Raw genomic sequence first — 16083 nt, forward strand, 5'->3', positions numbered from 1 at the left:
CGCGACCGGCCACAGCGCAGGAACCGGAAAGGGTCTCCCGGCATGCTCGTGCTTCCCGCGGACCGCGGCCACGTCCCCGTCCCGTTCGGCCCGTCGGACAGGTACCAGTACCTGCGCGTCCGGACGACGGCGGACCCGGCCCGTACCCATGTCTGCATCGCGGCCCGGATGACGGGCGCGCCGCCGACCCGGGAGGAGCTGGAGCGGCTGGTGGCCGACCTGGTCACGCGGGTGCCCGCGCTGGGGTACCGGGTGGGCGGGTCGGGCCGCCGGGCGCGTTTCGAGCCGGTGGCCGGGCTGGACGTCTCGCGGCACGTCGAGGAGGTCGAGGTGCCCGCCGGGTGGCCGGTGGGCCGCTGCGCGCTGGACGCGCTGGCGGCTCCGCTGCCGGCCGGGCGGCCGCTGTGGGGCGTCCGGCTGGTCCGGGGTCACCGGGCGGACGAGTACCTGCTGGTGTACCGGGCGGCCCATCTGTTCCAGGACGGCCTGGCGATGGCTCAGGCCATGGGCGCCGCCCTGTCGGGGGCCCGGTTGCCGGCGCCCGCGCCCCGGCCCGCGCCCCGGGCGCCGTCGCTGCGGACGGTGCGTTTCTGCGCGCGTTTCCTCCCGCATCTGTTCGGGCGTACGGCGCGCTGGCTGCCGCCGTGCTCCGCCGTGACCGGCGAGCGGACGCTGCACACGGTGACGCTGGACCGGTCCGGGCTGGACGAGGTCACCCGCCGTACGGGCGCGTCGGCCGCCCAGGTGGCGCTGGCCGCGCTGGCCAGCGCCCTCCGGGCGTGGACGCCGGAGCACTGGTGCGGCGCGGCCGGCCGGCGGCAGCGCCGGGGGCTGCGCGTCTATCTGCCCGTCAGTCTGCGGCATCCCGGTGACCGGGCGGCCCTGGGCAGTGCGCTGGGCGTCATGCCGCTGACCCTGCCCTGCGCGGAGCCCTCCCCCGCGCGGCGCCTGGCGGCGGTCGTCCGGGACACCGGCCCGATGACGCTGTACCGGTTCCGGGAGCTGTTCGGTTATCTGCTGCGGGCGCCGGGGCCGGTGGCGTGGCTCGCCCACCGGGTCGTGCACCACTGCTCGCCGCCCCGGCTGGGGGTCACCGTCATCCCGGCGGACCTGCACGACGGCGGTCCGGGCATCACGGGGCTCGTCCCGGTGTCCCCGCCGCTCGGTTCGTCCCCGGGCGGCTGCGTCTTCGTCCTGGAGAAGACGCGGGTGTCCGTCTCGTTCCTGTTCGACGCCGGTGTGCCCGGCACGGACCAACTGCCGGAGCTGCTCGGCGCCGCGCTGGAGGAGCTGCGCGCGGCGGTCGCGGACTGACGGCCTGTCGGACGGCACGCGGACACGGTCGGCGAGTCGGCCGTGGCCGCGGCGGACGGGGGCGCGCCCGGACGTGCCGTCCGGCCCGTCCGGCGGCCGGCGGTGCGCGGGCTCGGGACGGCGATCCCGGGAAGCGGCGCAGCGGCTGCGCCGGGACACCCGTCGGGAGGCCGTCCGCCCGGGTACTCCGGGCGCGAGGCCGCTCGGCCGGGCAGGTCGTCCCGGGCGCTCGGCCGGGCGCGTCCCCCGCGCGGGTGCCGCCGGACGGCCGATGGTGTGGACGGAGTGAGACGCGGCGTGGACGAGCGGGAGGCAAGGATGGCGGGACGGAGCCGGCGCGAGGTGCTGGGCCTGGCGGCCCGGGGCGGTCTGGCGGGGCTGGGGGCGGTGGCCCTGGGGAGCCGGGCAGCGGCGGCGGCCGGGCGGACTCACTTCCGGGCGCTGGTGGTCGGTTCGGGGTTCGGCGGGGCGGTGGCGGCGCTGCGGCTGGGGCGGGCGGGGGTGGACACGGTGGTGCTGGAGCGGGGCCGGGAGTGGCCGGTGGCCCCGGCGAGACCGCTGTTCGGGTCGGCGCACGCGGTGACGGACACGATGTTCTGGTTCCGTCACACCGCCCGCTATCCGGGGATGCTGCCGGTGCCGGTGCGGCCGGCGCCCGGGGTGCTGGAGGTGGCGGAGGAGCCGGGACTGGACGTCTGGTGCGGGGCGGGTGTCGGCGGCGGTTCGCTGGTCTACACGGGGGTGACGGTGGCGCCGCCGCGCCGGTGTTTCGAGCGGTTCTACCCGTCCGGGCTGCGCTACGAGGAGTTCGCCCGCACCTGGTTCCCGCGGGCCCGGGCGATGCTGGGCGCCTCGCCGATGCCGCGTGACGTCTACGCGTCCTCACCGTTCCTCCACTCGCGGGTGTGGGACCGGCAGGTGACGCGGGCGGGGTTCCGGCCGGCGCCCCTGGACTCGACGTTCGACTGGGACGTGGTGCGCGGTGAACTGGCGCACCGGCTGCCGCTGTCCACGACGGTCGGCGAGTCGGACTTCGGCTGCGGCAACGGGGCGAAGAAGTCCCTGACGCGCAGTTACCTGCCCGCGGCCCTGGCCACAGGGAACGTGCAGGTGCGGCCGTTGCACGAGGTGCGGTCCGTCGGCCGGCGGCGGGACGGCCGGTTCCGGGTGGAGGTCCGCCGGCTGACGCCCGGCGGCGCGGTGCTGGACACCGAGGAGTTCACCTGCGATCTGCTGTTCGTGGCGGCGGGCACGCTCAACACCAACCGGCTGCTGGTCGCCGCCCGGGACCGGGGTGACCTGCCCGACCTGCCGGCGGCCCTCGGGGAGGGCGTCGGCGACAACGGCGACCAGGTGACCGTCCGTTCGCAGCCGCTGGTCCAGCACGGGGCGACGCAGGGATCGCCGTGCGCGTCGGGGGTGTTCGTCCCGGACGGCCTGGGACTGCCGCTGCGCGCGGAGAGCTGGGTGCTGCCGGAGTTCCAGGGGCTGCCGGCGGTCGTCACGCTGAGCGTGACGGCGGACGGCGATCACCGGGGCGCGTTCCGCTCCGATCCCCGGACCGGCCGGGTGCGGCTGACGGGCTGGGGCGGCGGGTCGACGGCGTCGGCGCGCGCCGCGCTGGCGTTCAGCCGGCGCGTCATCGCCGCCAACCCGGGCACCCTGCCGCTGACCGTGCGGCTCTCGCCCTTCACCGCGCATCCGGTGGGCGGGTGTGCGATCGGCCGGGTGACGGACCTGGAGGGGCGGGTCCGGGGCGTGCCGGGGCTGTACGTCGTCGACGGTTCGTTGCTGCCGGGGACGGTGGGCGGCGCCAATCCGTCGCTGACCATCACGGCGCTCGCCGAGCGCGCGCTGGCGGGGATCGTCGCGCGGGCGGGGTGACGGCCGGGGCGTCCGGGACCTCGGCGACGTCCAGCCCGGCGCGGGTGGCCGCGCGGGTGAAGACGGCCGCGTCGAGGACGGCGGCGCCGCCGGGGTCGTTGTTGAAGTAGGCGTGGACGACGGCCGGTCCTGGCCAGGTGCCGGCCACCCGCCCGGCCCAGGTGGCGAGGGCCTGCCGGCCGTAGCGGGGCCAGGGCCGGGCCCGGCCGCCGTGGAAGCGCAGGTAGCCCCAGTCGGCGGTGCGCCAGAGCGGGCCCGCGGGCCGGGAGCCAGCGTCGGCCCAGCACAGGGCCGCGCCCCGGCGTTCGAGGACGGCCCGTACCTCGTCCGTCCACCAGGTGGGGTGGCGGGGTTCGACGGCCACGCGGACGCCGGGTGGGAACGCGGCGAGGGCGGCGTCGAGCGTCGCCGGGTCGGCGCGCAGGGTGGGCGGCAGTTGGAGCAGGACGGGGCCGAGCCGGTCGCCGAGGCCGGCCGCGTGGCGCAGCAGCCGGGCGACGGGTTCGGCGGGGTCGCGGAGCCGTTTGATGTGGGTGAGGAAGCGGCTGGCCTTGACGGCCATCACGAATCCGTCGGGGGTCCGGTCGCGCCAGTCGGCGAAGGTCTCCGGGGAGGGCAGCCGGTAGAAGGCGTTGTTGTTCTCGACGGTGGCGAAGTGGCGGACGTACTCCTCCAGCCACAGTCGTTGGGGCAGTCCGTCCGGGTAGAGGCCGCCGCGCCAGTCTGCGTACTGCCAGCCGGATGTTCCGACGAGGAGGGGCATGGGGGGATGCCTGCCCGGAGCGGGCCGGTGGATCACCGAGGGGCGGGCACTTCAGCCCGTCCGGCGTTCGAGGACGAGCGGCGAAGCCGCTTACGGGCGCTCCCCGGGCGCCGGCCCGTACGCGTACCCCGCGTCCCCGCCGTCCGGCTCCGCGAGCGCACCCGCCTGCCGCCACGGGGGTGCGGCCCCGCCGTCCGTCCACGCCGCGAGCGCCCGGGCGTCGAGGCAGAGGATGCCGCTGCGGGCGGCGTACTCGAGGGCGGGGGTGGTGAAGTCGCTGGTGGTGACGAGGGCGGCGAGGTGGGCGCCGTGAATGGTGAAGCAGGTGCCGCCGAAGCGTTGCAGGTCCTGGGAGCCGACCTTGTGGTCGGGCCCGTACCGCTTGCACTGGACGACGAGGCGCCGCCCGTCGGGCGCGGTGGCGAGCACGTCGGCCCCGAGGTCGCCGGCGCCTCCGACGACCTGTACGTCCGTGCAGCCGTCGCGCTCGCACAGCCCGGCGATGGCCTGCTCGAACTCCGCGGGGTCCATGGCCGCGTAGTCCACCTCCACCACCGGAGGCACGGTGTCCGGTGGGAGCTCCGGCCGCTCCGCCGTCGCCCGGAAGGCAGCGCGCAGGTGGTGGCGGCCGCGATAGGCCACCGTTCCGGCGCAGCCGAGCGCGAGCAGGGCGACCAGGGCACCGGCCGGGTGCTCGGCGGCGTGGGCGGCGGCGGTCCGCAGCGTCAGACCGGCGCCGCAGACCACGATGGCGAGCAGCGCGAAGGCGAAGGCGGTCCGGCGGAGGGCGAAGGCCGTACGGTGGCCGGCACGGCCGCGCCGGGGGACGGAGGTCTCGGGCATCGACATCTTCGGCGGCTCCCCCCACGTCGGCTTTCAAGATCACCTGAGGGTGCGCTTGCCCCCGCGCGGGGGTTTCATGGGCCCTTCGCTGCCCTCCCGCCGATACACGCCTCGTCGGCTCTCGGCGCTAGGGCCCCATGGGCGCGGGCAGCGGGGGCGGCCGGGTCCGGAACGGGCCGTCGCGCCGCGTCCGGAAGAGGTCGTTCCAGGCGGTGGTGGCGGCGTGCTCGTGCGACGTGCGTCCCTTCGGGGGCGACGAGAGCCTCACCCCCGGCGTGGCCGAGCGGCAGCGCCGCCACGGCGATCGCCACGATCAGCAGCGCCGCGTGGGCCTCACGGCGCGGGCACAGGCGCGGGCACGGGCACGGACGTCGGGTCATCGTGTTTTCCCCGCTCCCCCGGCGACCCCCGTCGTTGTCCCCCGCCGGAATGGCCTGCGGCGGGCTGCTGCCCGTGGGGAGGGCCGCGGCGCCTCGTCCGCCGGGAGTCGGGGGCCTCGGGGGACGCGTGGCCGGAGAGGCATCACGACGGCCCGGACGGCGGGAGCGGGCGGGTCGCCGGCCCACCGGCCGAAGATCCCGTGGAGACTCGTCACCATGCGGGAATCACAGGGTCCCTCGGCGTCGGAGTGCGTCTTCTGCGCGATCGTGGCGGGCGGTTCGGCGGCCCACCGCGTGCTGGCGGACGAGGTGGCGGTGGCGTTCCTGGACGTCCGGCCGCTGTTCCCGGGGCATGTGCTGGTGGTGCCCCGGCGGCACGTGGTGACGCTGACCGACCTGCCGGAGACGGACATCGGGCCGTTCTTCGTACGGGTGCGGCGGGTCGCCGGGGCGGTGGAACGGGCGATGGGGGCGGCGGGGTCGTTCGTCGCGGCGAACAACAAGGTGAGCCAGTCGGTACCGCACCTGCATGTGCACGTGGTGCCGCGCAACCGGCGGGACGGGCTGCGGGGCTTCTTCTGGCCGCGCACGCGGTACGCCTCGGAGGACGAGGCCGGGGAGGTCGCGGCGCGGGTCCGGGCGGCCCTGGCCGACGGCGGCGGGTGAGCGCCGGGGCCGGGTTGGAGCGCACGGGCGGGGGTCGCATAGTGGAAGGGAGACCTTTCCCGCCCGCCGGCCGGGTGCGCCCCGGCTGCCGGAGGTGGACATGCGATTCGACGACCGAGTGGACGCGGGCCGGCGGCTGGCCGAGCGGCTGGAGCACCTGCGTGGGGACGATCCCGTCGTGCTGGGCCTGCCGCGCGGCGGCGTGCCGGTGGCCTACCAGGTCGCCCGGGCGCTGCGCGCACCGCTGGACGTGATCCTGGTGCGCAAGCTGGGGGTGCCCGCGCACCGGGAACTGGGTTTCGGGGCGCTCGGGGAGGGCGGCGTGCGGGTGGTGCGCGACGACATCATGCGGATGGGCCGGGTGGACGAGGACGACCTGGCGGAGGTCCAGCGGGCGGAGGAGCGGCATCTGCGGGAGCAGGCGGACCGGTTTCGCGGCGGGCGGCCCCGGGTGCCGCTGGAGGGCCGGACGGCCGTGGTGGTGGACGACGGGATCGCCACCGGTTCCACGGCCGCGGCGGCGTGCAAGGTGGCCCGGGCACAGGGTGCCCGGCGGGTGGTGCTGGCGGTGCCGGTGACCTCGCCGGACGCGGTGCAGTCGCTGCGCGGCGAGGCCGACGAGCTGGTGTACCTGTCGGCACCGGCCGGGTTCTCGGCGGTGGGCGAGTGGTACCGGGACTTCTCCCAGACGGCGGACGAGGAGGTGGTGGCGTTGCTGCGGCACGACACGGCGTCCGCGCCGCCCCGCGCGGGGGCGCACATCCACGGCCCGGCGCCGGTGATGCTGCCGGTGGACGACCGCACGGTCACGCTGGACGGTGATCTGACGATGCCGCCGGGCGCGCCGGCCGTGGTCCTGTTCGCGCACGGCAGCGGCAGCAGCCGGCACAGTCCGCGCAACCGTGCCGTGGCGGGGGTGCTCAACCGGGCGGGCCTGGGGACGCTGCTCTTCGATCTGCTGACGCCGGAGGAGGCGGAGGACCGGGCGAAGGTCTTCGACATCGGCCTGCTGGCCGGCCGGCTGGGCCAGGTGACGGAGTGGATGCGCCGCGAGTCCGTCCCGTTGTGCTACTTCGGTGCCAGCACAGGGGCCGCGGCGGCCCTGTGGGCGGCTGCGGAGGAGGGCCGGGAGGGCCCGGCCGCCGTGGTGTCGCGGGGTGGCCGCCCGGACTTGGCCATGGACCGGCTGGCGGGTGTCCGGGCGCCGACGCTGTTCCTGGTGGGCGGCCTGGACGAGGCGGTCCTGGATCTGAACCGGCGGGCGGCGGAGCGGCTGCGGTGCGAGAACCGGCTGGTGGTGGTGGACGGCGCCACGCATCTGTTCGAGGAGCCGGGGGCGCTCGACACGGTGGCGGAGCTGGCCTGCGAGTGGTTCACCGACCATCTCGCCACGACGGGCTGACGCGTCCGACCCGCGACGGCGGCTTGACGCGCATGACTCGCCACGGCGGTTGGCGCGCACGTCTCGCCACGGCGGCCTGACGCGGCGCCCGGCTGCGGCGACCCGGCGCGTCCGACCGGCTGCGGCGACCCGACGTGTTCCTGAGGGGCGGTGGCCTGCGCGTGCGCCTCGCCCTCGCTCCGACGGGCCGGCTCCCGTGCGCCTCGCCCCGCCACCGCCGCTTCCACGGGCGCGTCTCCGACCCGCCTCCGTCACGGGGGCAGGACCCGGCGGAGCCAACCGGTCGGCAGCCCTCGCTCCTCGCTCACAGCTCGCTCCTCGGTCCCGCCGCGACGGCCGGTGAGGCGTACCGCGCGGGACGGGCAGGGGCTCGGCTCCCGTCGGCCCACGCGCCGCACGGAACGGGCGGCGGTCCGACGGGCTCGCGTCCCCCGGTGACCGGGGTGCGGCCGGGATCCGACGGACCCGCGTCGGCCGGGACGCCTCGGCCGGATTCGCGCTTGTGCGCCCCCGCCGCGCACGGGAACGCTGTTGGCCCTCACCGGTGGCATATGCCCAACCGCCACACCACACCCTCAGGAGGAAACAGCATGCGCTTAAGACACACCGCCGTCGGCGCGTTCGTCGCGGGTCTCGTGCTCCTCGCCGCGCCCACCGCGACGGCCGCGACGGCCGCGACGGCACCCGCCACGGTGCTTCCGTCGGGTTGCACCAGCGTCCGACTGCCGGGCGGCGGCGTCCACATCGTCTGCACGGAGGGGCTCCGTTCCTCCGACGGGCCCCTCAACGGCACCGACAAGGCGGACGTCATCGAGGTCAGGGGCGGCGACGCCGACAGCGGTCACCTGTCCGGCACGGTCGACGGCCTCGGCGGGGACGACGTCATCATCGTCGACCGGATCCTCGCCGGCGGCGGGGACGTCCGCGGATCCGTCGACGGTGGCGACGGCGACGACGAGATCACCGTGACCGACAAGGACAAGTGGAGCGTCCAGGGCGCCGTCCTCGGTGGGGCGGGCAACGACACCATCACCACCGGCGAGGTGTCGTACCAAGGGCGCGTCGACGGCGGCGCGGGGGACGACGCGATCACCACGGGCCGCGTGTTCGGCGCCACGATCGACGGCGGCGACGGGAACGACACCCTCCACGTCGCCGCCTTCCGCGTGGCCGGATACGACAGGACACACCGACTCGACGGCGGGCCCGGCGACGACACGGTGACGGTCGGGGCGCTGGCGGGCCCGGTCCACGGCGGCCCCGGCGAGGACGAGATCACGGTGGACGGGACGCTCCCCGTGGAGTCCCGCCTGCCCAAGCCCGCGACCGTGGACGGCGACGAGGGCGACGACGTCATCCGCGTCCGAGGAATCAGCGCCGGCTCCGAAGCCCGCGCGACCTACGTCAGCGGGGGCGCCGGAGGCGATCTCATCGAGGTGCCGTCCGCCGGGCAGGACGGGTACGCCACGCTCTCCGGGGACGCCGATGACGACGTCATCCAGGGCCCGGGCGGCACGGCGGTCGTCCTCGGCCCGTACGCGACGGTCGACGGCGGCACGGGCGACAACCTCTGCCGCACCGACAACAGCGCGGGCGGCACGGTCACCAACTGCCGGGCGTGACAGGCGCCCTGCCCCCCTGCCCCCGCACGCCGCGCGCCGCACGCCGTCTTCCGCCGGCCCGGCCTCAGGCCAGGTGACGGGCGAAGAACCGGGCCGCGGCGTCGAGTTCGTACGCTGGGACGCCGGCGTGTCCGCCGAGATTGGCGTGCAGGGTCTTCTCCTCGGAGCCCAGGGCGTCGAACAGGCGCAGTGCGGCCTGCCGGTCGTTCCCTTCGTCGTCCCACTGCAGGAGGACCTGCAGCGGAACGGCGACCCGGCGGGCCTCCTCGAACATGGCGGCCGGCACGAGGCTCCCGGCGAAGAGGACGGCGGCCATGACGCGTGGCTCGGCCGACGCGAGGCGGATCCCGATGGAGATGATTCCGCCCTCGTACCCGACCGGGCCGCCGATTTCGGGCAGGGCCTGGAGGGCGTCCAGGGCGGTCCGCCATTCGGGGACCGCCTTTTCGACCAGGGGGAGGACGAGGGCGTCGATGATCTCTTCGCCGACCGGCTCGCCGGCCCGCGTCGCCCGGCGCAGGTCGGCGCGGGCCTGTTCGAGGGCGGCCCATCGGGGCCGTTCACCGCTTCCGGGGAGTTCGATGGTGGCCGCGGCGAAGCCGTACCGTGCCGCGTAGTGCCGGGCCCGCCCCGCCAGCCGTGGGTACATCGTGCGCAGTCCGAGCGGGGGGTGGCCGATCAGGATCAGCGGCACCGGTGCGGAAGCGGACGCGGTCGCGGGTGTCCAGAGAATGCCGGGGATCTCGTCGCGGGTGAACTCGCGCTCGACGACATCGTCGTCGAGACGCCGTTCGGACGTGACGGTGAGATACATGGTCGTGCCTTTCGGGAGCGCTCGTGATCGGCGCTCCCGGACGACCTATCGCCCGACCGTGACCCCGGAGGGGAGCACCCATGTCGATACTGCGTTCACGGGTACCACCTCCTCGTTCTCCTGCACGGTCGCCGGAAACGTACCAGGGGTGGCGCGGGGTCGCCAAACGGTTTTTCGCTCGGCCTCCCGGCCGGAGGGGGCCGGGAGCCGGGCCACGGCGCGGGGCGCTACTGGATGCTCCGGCGGTGCGGATGCCCGGGATCGTCCGGGCAGGCGAATATGTTGAGCCCGCCCCAGCGGCCGACGACGACCTGTGTGGGAGAGGCCCAGCGGTGGGCGGGCCGGTCCCGGTCCTCCAGCGGTCTCCAACTGCCGTTGCCGCCGTCCCATTCGGAGCTGTCGACGGTGAGGAGCAGGTGCATGGGTGTCGCGCAGGCCGGGCAGTTCACGGGGTACGGGTCCGTCGAGTGCCAGGAGGCGTAGCCGCCCACACGCCAGCCGGGCGGGATGGACAGGTCGTACTGGTAGCCCGGCGGCTCTGCCGTCCTTCCGTCGCCCCCAGTCCGCTCCGCTTCCTCTCCGAGGGCCTCCTCCTCCGCGAGGGCCTCCTCCTCACGTTCCCGCTCCCAGGCGTCGATCCGGGCGCACAGTTCCTCGGGCAGTTCGCCGGCGAACGGGTAGGTGACCACCTGTTCCGGGTACAGCACACAGGCCTCGGGCACGAAACCGTCGGCCCCGACGACCTGCGGCCGCGGTGGCGTGGCGAGTACCTCGCCGACCTCCCCCGACCGCCGCCAGCGCAGGCGGAGTTCCAGGTCGTACCGGCCCGGGCCGTGCGCGTCGAAGGGACACCAGAACACCTGCAGCAGGTCGCAGCCGTCCGGTCCCGCCGGCAGGTCGGGTACGTCCCGTCGGTACACCTGCGCGAGGCCGATCATCGGGAGCGGCTCGGTCGCGGACATCCCGGGGATCGGGTGTTCCCGGTGCAGTTCTTCCAGCAGCGCCCGTTCCTCGTCCGTCGGCCCGGGAGTCTCCTCGCGATCCCACGCGGCGGCCAGTACCCGCCGGTAGCGGCGGATGTCGTCCGGGCGCCGGCCCCGCGCGCGGCCGTGGGGTTCGGTGCAGACCGGCCACGGCTCGTCCGCGGGCCAGAGCATGGGACCGCCCACGGAACTGTCCGCCGCGCCCGGTGCGCCCGGGCGCGGGTGGAGACGGGTGGTCGTCCCCCGGAAGGCCGCCAGTTCCGGGAAGAGCGCCTCGACGTCAAGGGGGCGCGGGGGCGTGGTCCTCGTCATGGACGTGACCTTAAAGGCATGCCGGCTCCGTCCGTCGAGCGCCTCCGGGCGCCGCGCCCGCGCCGAGAGCGGAGGCGGGTCACGTCAGGACAATCGTGGAAACAGGTGACCGGCGACCGGAGGTTGCGGCCGGCTCGCGGCAGGGGATCGTACGCATCGCTCCGGGGAGCCCGCGGCCGTTTCCTGGCTTGATCGCGCCGTCAAGGCCACTGCGCCTGTGCGAGCCCTGGCTACGGTTGCCGGGTACTCGCAAGCCTTCACGGAGGTGGTGGGTGGGATGACGGTGAGCGGTTGGGACGCCGACGTCGCGGTGATCGGTCTGGGCGCCTGGGGGTCCGCCGCGCTGTGGCAACTCGCGGTGCGTGGCGTGGACGTGGTGGGGGTCGAGAGGTTCGCTCCGGGACACGCCTGGGGTGCCTCACATGGCGGGTCGCGGATGTACCGGACCACCTGCCTGGAGCATCCGGGCCTGGTACCGCTGGCCCGGCGCTCCGGCGAACTGTGGTGCGATCTGGAGGAGGCGTCCGGTGAGGATCTGTTCGTACGCTCGGGCGGGCTGCTGATCGGGCCGCCGGACGGCCCGATAGCCGGGGGGACACTGCGCGCGGCCGAGGCGCACGGGATCGAAGTGGAGACCATACCCGCCGCCGAGTTGGGTGACCGGTACCCGCTGCACGCGGCGGTCCCGGAAGGACACATCGGTGTTCTGGAGCCGAGCGCGGGCATCGTCCGGCCGGAGGCATCGATACGGGCCGCTGTCGGACTGGCCCGGTCGGCGGGTGCACGTGTGCTGACGGGCAGTCAGGTCATCGGTGTGTCGGCGGTGCACGGCGGTGCGGAGGTGGTGACCGCCACAGGCAGGCTGCGGGTCCGACGAGCCGTGGTCAGCGTGGGGGCGTGGCTGCAGACCCTCGTCGCGGGGCTGCCGCTGGAGACTGTCCGCATGCCGATCTGCTGGTTCCGTCCCGTCGACGGGAGCGGGGACGGCGGAAGGGAATTCGGTCTCGACCGCTTCCCGGTGTTCATGCGGGAGGTCGACGGCGGCCGGGTGCTGTGGGGCAACGGTTGCGAGAACGGACACGGCGTCAAACTCGGTTTGGAGTACGGCGGAAGCGGATTCCGGCCGGTGGATCCGGAGGACACCGACCGGTCCGTCGGTGCCGAGGACTGGTCGGATCTCGCGCGGCTGCTCGAGGTGTGCGTTCCGGGACTCGACCCGGTACCCGCCCGGGTGGCGGTCGGCATGTTCTCCCGCACGCCCGACGGCCAGTTCGTGATCGGCAGCCCTGGCGGAGACCCCCGCCTGGTCGTCGCGGGAGGATGCAACGCGCACGGCGGCAAGCACGCACTGGGGATCGGGGAAGCGCTGGCCGACCTGGTGACCGAGGGTGAAACCCGGATACCGCTCGCCTTCGCCCGGGTGGATCGCCTCTGCTGATCCGATGGCCCGCGCCTGGTGGGACGTACGATTCCGGTCACATTAGCGACCGCCGTTCCCAAATAGGTTAGCCTACCCTCACCTAGGTTTTGGGAGGGTGGATGACCCGGCGTGCGCGGCTGCTGGTTCTGACGGCACTCTATGCCGGCCAGTACCTGGCGATGAGTCCCCTGACCACCCTTCCGGCGATCCTGCGGAACGACGGAGCGTCGCTCCGTCAGGTCGGCGCGGTCTCTCTGGTGAACTTCATGATCATCGCGAAGGTGCTGTGGGCCCCGCTCGTCGACCGCTACGGCCGTCGCCCCAGTGGTCACTACCGCACCTGGCTGACTGTCACCCAGCCCTCCATCGTGGTGGTGCTGCTGGCGCTGGCCGCCGTGGACGTCCGCGCGGACTTCACCCTGCTGCTGATCGCAGCGTGTCTGCTGGGCGCGCTCATCGGCACCCAGGACATAGCCGCCGACGGGCTCGCGGTCCGCCTGATCGCCCCCGCCGACCGCGGTCGGGTCAACGCCGTGCAGGTCGGTGCGGGTTTCGCCGGCGCCGCCGTGGGTGGCGTGGGTCTGCTCACTCTCGTCGAGTACGCCGGATGGTCGTGGGCGGTCGTCGCCGTGGCCGGGCTCTGTCTGGTGCCCTTGGCCGCACTGCGCCACGTCGACGAGCCCGTGGTGCCGTTGCCCGGGACCGACGCGCCCGCCGGCCTTCCGGGGCCGCGGAGCGTACGGGAGTTGATGCGTCGGCCGGGTGTGGCCGCGTGGGCGGGTGTCCTGGTGCCGCTGGTATGGATGGGCATCATGCTGCCGCAGTCGCTCATCGGTCCACTGCTGGTGGACCGGGGCTGGCCGCTCGGGCGGATCGGACTGCTGACCGTTCTCCTCGGAGGGGCGGCCGGGATCGTCGGCGCGTCCGGCACCGGGCGGCTGGTCGGGCGGCACGGGCGCATTCGAGTGCTGGCCGGGGCCTGCCTGGTGCAACTGGCGGCGACCGGTGCGCTGTTGGCCGTCGCCGCCGGGGCCGGGAACACGGTGGCGGCGGTCGTGGTCGCTCCGCTGGGCCTTGCGCGAGGCGCACTCAATACCGTGATCTTCACGGTGTTCATGGACTTCTGCCGGCCGGAGACCGCGGGCACCGACTTCACCCTCCTGTCGGCGTGGGGGTTCGCGGTCGCGGTCGCGGCGCAGGCCCTGGGGCCGGCGCTCGCCGGAGCCGTCGGTTACGGGGCGGCCGTCGTGGTCGCGGGGGCGTTGACAGCGGCCGCGCTGGTGGGGCTGCGCGTGCTGTACGCCCGCCGGTCGCCGGCCGTCCTGTCAGTGCGGCCCGAGCATGCCGTTCAGGACGCGCGGTAGGGCCCAGACGAAGTCGTCCCGGGAGGTACCGGTGCCGTGAAGGCCGGAGACTCCCCCGGTGTCCGTGTCCTCGGCGTTCTCGGCGTCCTCGGCGGTGTTCCCGGTGCGCGCGTGGCCCACCGGGTGGACGTTGAGTACGTAGCCGAGCAGCAGGTGCCACAGAACGCGGTAGACGCGGGCAGGATCTGTGCGAAGTGCGTCCGTGCCGCCGGGGCCGGCGCCGGCCAGTGCGCCGAGCGCGTCGAGGGCGCTGTCGGTGAAGGACGACGCGCTGTCCGCCACGTGCTCGCCTTCGGCGATGATCCGGGCCGCCCAGCGGTGCCGGGACAGGTAGTCGTACGCGTCCAGCCACTGGCCGATGACCTGCTCGGCGGGGTCCGGGTGGTCCCGCGGCCCGGGAAGGTTGACCGCGACGTCCTCGGCGAGGAGGCGAAGCAGTTCGTCCCGGTCCCGGATGTGTCGGTACAAGGACGCCTGCCCGGTGCCGAGCCGCTGTGCGACGCGGCGCACCGTCAGCGCGTCAAGCCCCTCGTCGTCCGCTATCCGCCGCGCGATCGTGACGATGCGGGCACGGGAGAGGACGCGCGGTCGGCCGGGAGCACGTGCGTTCACGCGATCACCCTACCCGCACGGCCGCGGGGCAGGGCTTGTGGCCCGGGCGGGGGATCCCTATGCTCGCAATTAGCGAACAGCGGTCGCAAATTCGGGACCCCATCGACACACCGAGGTGATCATTGCCCGCCCCCGCCGCCCGGTCAGGCACGAAGGCCCTGGTCGCCCTCATCCTGGCCGTCCTGTCCTACTCCCTCGTCCAGACGATGCTGGTCCCCACGCTGGGCATCCTGCAGACCGCACTCGACACGAGCGCCGTCGGCGCCTCCTGGGCGGTGCTCAGCGCCACCCTGCTGGCCAGCGCGGTCTTCACGCCGCTCATCAGCCGCCTCGGCGACAGTCACGGCAAGCGGAGAGTGCTGCTGGTCACGCTGATGGTGCACCTGGCGGGCAACGTGGGCGCGGCGGCCGCGTGGAACGTCGGCTCGCTCATCGCCTTCCGCGCCGTCCAAGGCGTCAGCCTCGCCCTGCTGCCGCTCGCCCTGGGGCTGATCAGGGAAGTACTGCCCCCTCATCGAGTGGCGTTCGGCCTGGGCCTCACGTCAGGCCTGGTCGGCGGCGCGGCCGGCGCCGGCCTGCTGGTCGGCGGCCTGATCGTCGATCACACCTCGTGGCGGTGGCTGTTTGTCGCGGGAGCCGGCCTGGTCCTGCTGGCCCTGGTCTCGGTGGTGCGGTACGTGCCCGAGAGCCGCTCGACCTCGCCGACACCGCTGGACCTGCCCGGGGCGGCGCTGCTGGGTTCGGCCCTGGTGTGCGTACTGCTGGCGCTGACCGAGGGGCCGGTCTGGGGCTGGACCTCCGGCCGGGTTCTCGGGCTGTTCGCGGGCGGTGTCCTGTTCGCCGCCGTGTTCCTACGGTGGGAGCGCCGAGTGCCGCATCCGCTGATCGATCCGGCCCTGCTGCTCGGCCGCCCGATCGCGGGGGCCCACATCGGAGCCTTCCTGCTGGGCGCCACGCAGTTCGTCTTCTACGTCCTGGTCCCCAAGCTCGCCGAACTGCCGGCGGGGCTGCCTCCTCGGGCAGCTCGCCTCGTCGACTACGGCTTCGGGGCGTCCGTCACGGTGGCGGGACTGATTCTGATCCCCGGGACCCTCCTCGGCCTCCCCGCCAGCTCGGCGGTCGGGAGGGTGGAGAGGCGGCTGGGGCCCCGCGCTCCCCTGGCGCTCGGGCTCGCGGTGAGCGCGGCCGGCGGGGTGTCGATGGCCCTCTTCCACGCCCGGGAGTGGCAGGCCGTGACGGCCTACGGGGTGATCGGCACCGGGTTCGGGTTCGCCATGGGTGCGCTGCCGAAACTGATCCATGACGTCACCGAGCCGCGTTCCATCGCCACGGCCAACGGCATCAACACGGTGGCACGGACCGTGGGCGGAGCCGTCGGCAGCCAACTGGCCGCCGCGCTGCTGGCCTCACGCGCGATCCACGGCACGTCGCTGCCCGCCGACACGGGCTTCACGCTCGCGTTCTGGATCGCTGCCGGCATAGCCATGACGGGCGCCGTATATACCCTGGTCGGCAGCGGTCGCTCCCTTGCCGGAACGGAAATGCGACAGGAATTCATTGACGACCGAAAAGGAGCTTCCGATAGGGGAATGAAAGAAGAGAAAATGAGTTGACCAACGGCTCCACCGAGGGTTGACGGCGTCCTCAACTGAACATTCGACATCGAGGAAGTTGCAGGTGGAAGGCCCTACCCTGATCAAGTAA

General features: G+C 74.4%; 13 protein-coding genes. 8 read left to right on the forward strand and 5 right to left on the reverse strand.

The annotated features are described in order from the left end of the window. Positions 1 to 42 precede the first annotated feature (42 nt). Both ACZ6X9_RS22385 and ACZ6X9_RS22390 read left to right on the forward strand, forming a co-directional pair. Positions 43 to 1314 (forward strand): wax ester/triacylglycerol synthase domain-containing protein, encoded by a 1272-nt coding sequence (locus tag ACZ6X9_RS22385; protein ID WP_469779751.1) that lies wholly within the window; start codon positions 43 to 45, stop codon positions 1312 to 1314. Between the two features lie 318 nt (positions 1315 to 1632). Next, on the forward strand, positions 1633 to 3198 hold the full coding sequence (locus ACZ6X9_RS22390) for a GMC oxidoreductase (protein WP_469779752.1): 1566 nt from the start codon (positions 1633 to 1635) through the stop codon (positions 3196 to 3198). On the opposite strand, the gene ACZ6X9_RS22395 is transcribed toward ACZ6X9_RS22390, so the two are convergent. Both ACZ6X9_RS22395 and ACZ6X9_RS22400 read right to left on the reverse strand, forming a co-directional pair. After that, positions 3146 to 3961, reverse strand: a complete 816-nt coding sequence (locus ACZ6X9_RS22395; protein WP_469779753.1) for a DUF72 domain-containing protein — start codon at positions 3959 to 3961, stop codon at positions 3146 to 3148. The two genes, ACZ6X9_RS22390 and ACZ6X9_RS22395, sit on opposite strands and share 53 nt — an antisense overlap. 90 nt (positions 3962 to 4051) lie before the next feature. Beyond that, entirely contained in the window at positions 4052 to 4810 is a 759-nt protein-coding gene (locus tag ACZ6X9_RS22400) for a restriction endonuclease (protein ID WP_469779754.1), read from the reverse strand. 590 nt (positions 4811 to 5400) lie between these two features. Here ACZ6X9_RS22400 and ACZ6X9_RS22405 point away from each other — a divergent pair. From ACZ6X9_RS22405 to ACZ6X9_RS22415, 3 genes are all read left to right on the forward strand, one after another. Continuing rightward, positions 5401 to 5850, forward strand: coding sequence for an HIT family protein (locus ACZ6X9_RS22405; protein ID WP_469779755.1), 450 nt, complete (start codon positions 5401 to 5403; stop codon positions 5848 to 5850). 100 nt (positions 5851 to 5950) lie between these two features. After that, positions 5951 to 7252, forward strand: a complete 1302-nt coding sequence (locus ACZ6X9_RS22410; RefSeq protein ID WP_469779756.1) for a phosphoribosyltransferase — start codon at positions 5951 to 5953, stop codon at positions 7250 to 7252. Between the two features lie 590 nt (positions 7253 to 7842). Further along, entirely contained in the window at positions 7843 to 8874 is a 1032-nt protein-coding gene (locus ACZ6X9_RS22415; RefSeq protein WP_469779757.1) for a hypothetical protein, read from the forward strand. A 64-nt stretch (positions 8875 to 8938) separates the two neighbouring features. Here ACZ6X9_RS22415 and ACZ6X9_RS22420 read toward each other — a convergent pair whose 3' ends face one another. Together ACZ6X9_RS22420 and ACZ6X9_RS22425 are read right to left on the reverse strand one after the other, a co-directional pair. After that, complete coding sequence (locus ACZ6X9_RS22420) at positions 8939 to 9688, reverse strand: dienelactone hydrolase family protein (RefSeq protein ID WP_469779758.1); 750 nt, start codon at positions 9686 to 9688, stop codon at positions 8939 to 8941. Between the two features lie 227 nt (positions 9689 to 9915). After that, positions 9916 to 10983 carry a hypothetical protein gene (locus tag ACZ6X9_RS22425; protein WP_469779759.1) on the reverse strand — a complete coding sequence of 356 codons (1068 nt, stop codon included), beginning with the start codon at positions 10981 to 10983 and terminating at the stop codon, positions 9916 to 9918. 277 nt (positions 10984 to 11260) lie between these two features. On the opposite strand from ACZ6X9_RS22425, the gene solA reads away from it, so the two are divergent. Further along, complete coding sequence (gene solA / locus ACZ6X9_RS22430; RefSeq protein WP_469779760.1) at positions 11261 to 12421, forward strand: N-methyl-L-tryptophan oxidase; 1161 nt, start codon at positions 11261 to 11263, stop codon at positions 12419 to 12421. A gap of 101 nt (positions 12422 to 12522) precedes the next feature. Beyond that, positions 12523 to 13767 carry an MFS transporter gene (locus ACZ6X9_RS22435; RefSeq protein WP_469779761.1) on the forward strand — a complete coding sequence of 415 codons (1245 nt, stop codon included), beginning with the start codon at positions 12523 to 12525 and terminating at the stop codon, positions 13765 to 13767. On the opposite strand, the gene ACZ6X9_RS22440 is transcribed toward ACZ6X9_RS22435, so the two are convergent. Next, a complete protein-coding gene (locus ACZ6X9_RS22440; protein ID WP_469779762.1) occupies positions 13729 to 14379 on the reverse strand; it encodes a TetR/AcrR family transcriptional regulator in 651 nt (216 codons plus the stop codon). The genes ACZ6X9_RS22435 and ACZ6X9_RS22440 overlap by 39 nt on opposite strands. Positions 14380 to 14501: 122 nt before the next feature. On the opposite strand from ACZ6X9_RS22440, the gene ACZ6X9_RS22445 reads away from it, so the two are divergent. Continuing rightward, positions 14502 to 15992 (forward strand): MFS transporter, encoded by a 1491-nt coding sequence (locus ACZ6X9_RS22445; protein ID WP_469779763.1) that lies wholly within the window; start codon positions 14502 to 14504, stop codon positions 15990 to 15992. Positions 15993 to 16083 lie beyond the last annotated feature (91 nt).

Source organism: Streptomyces sp. NPDC052910 (assembly GCF_055585605.1).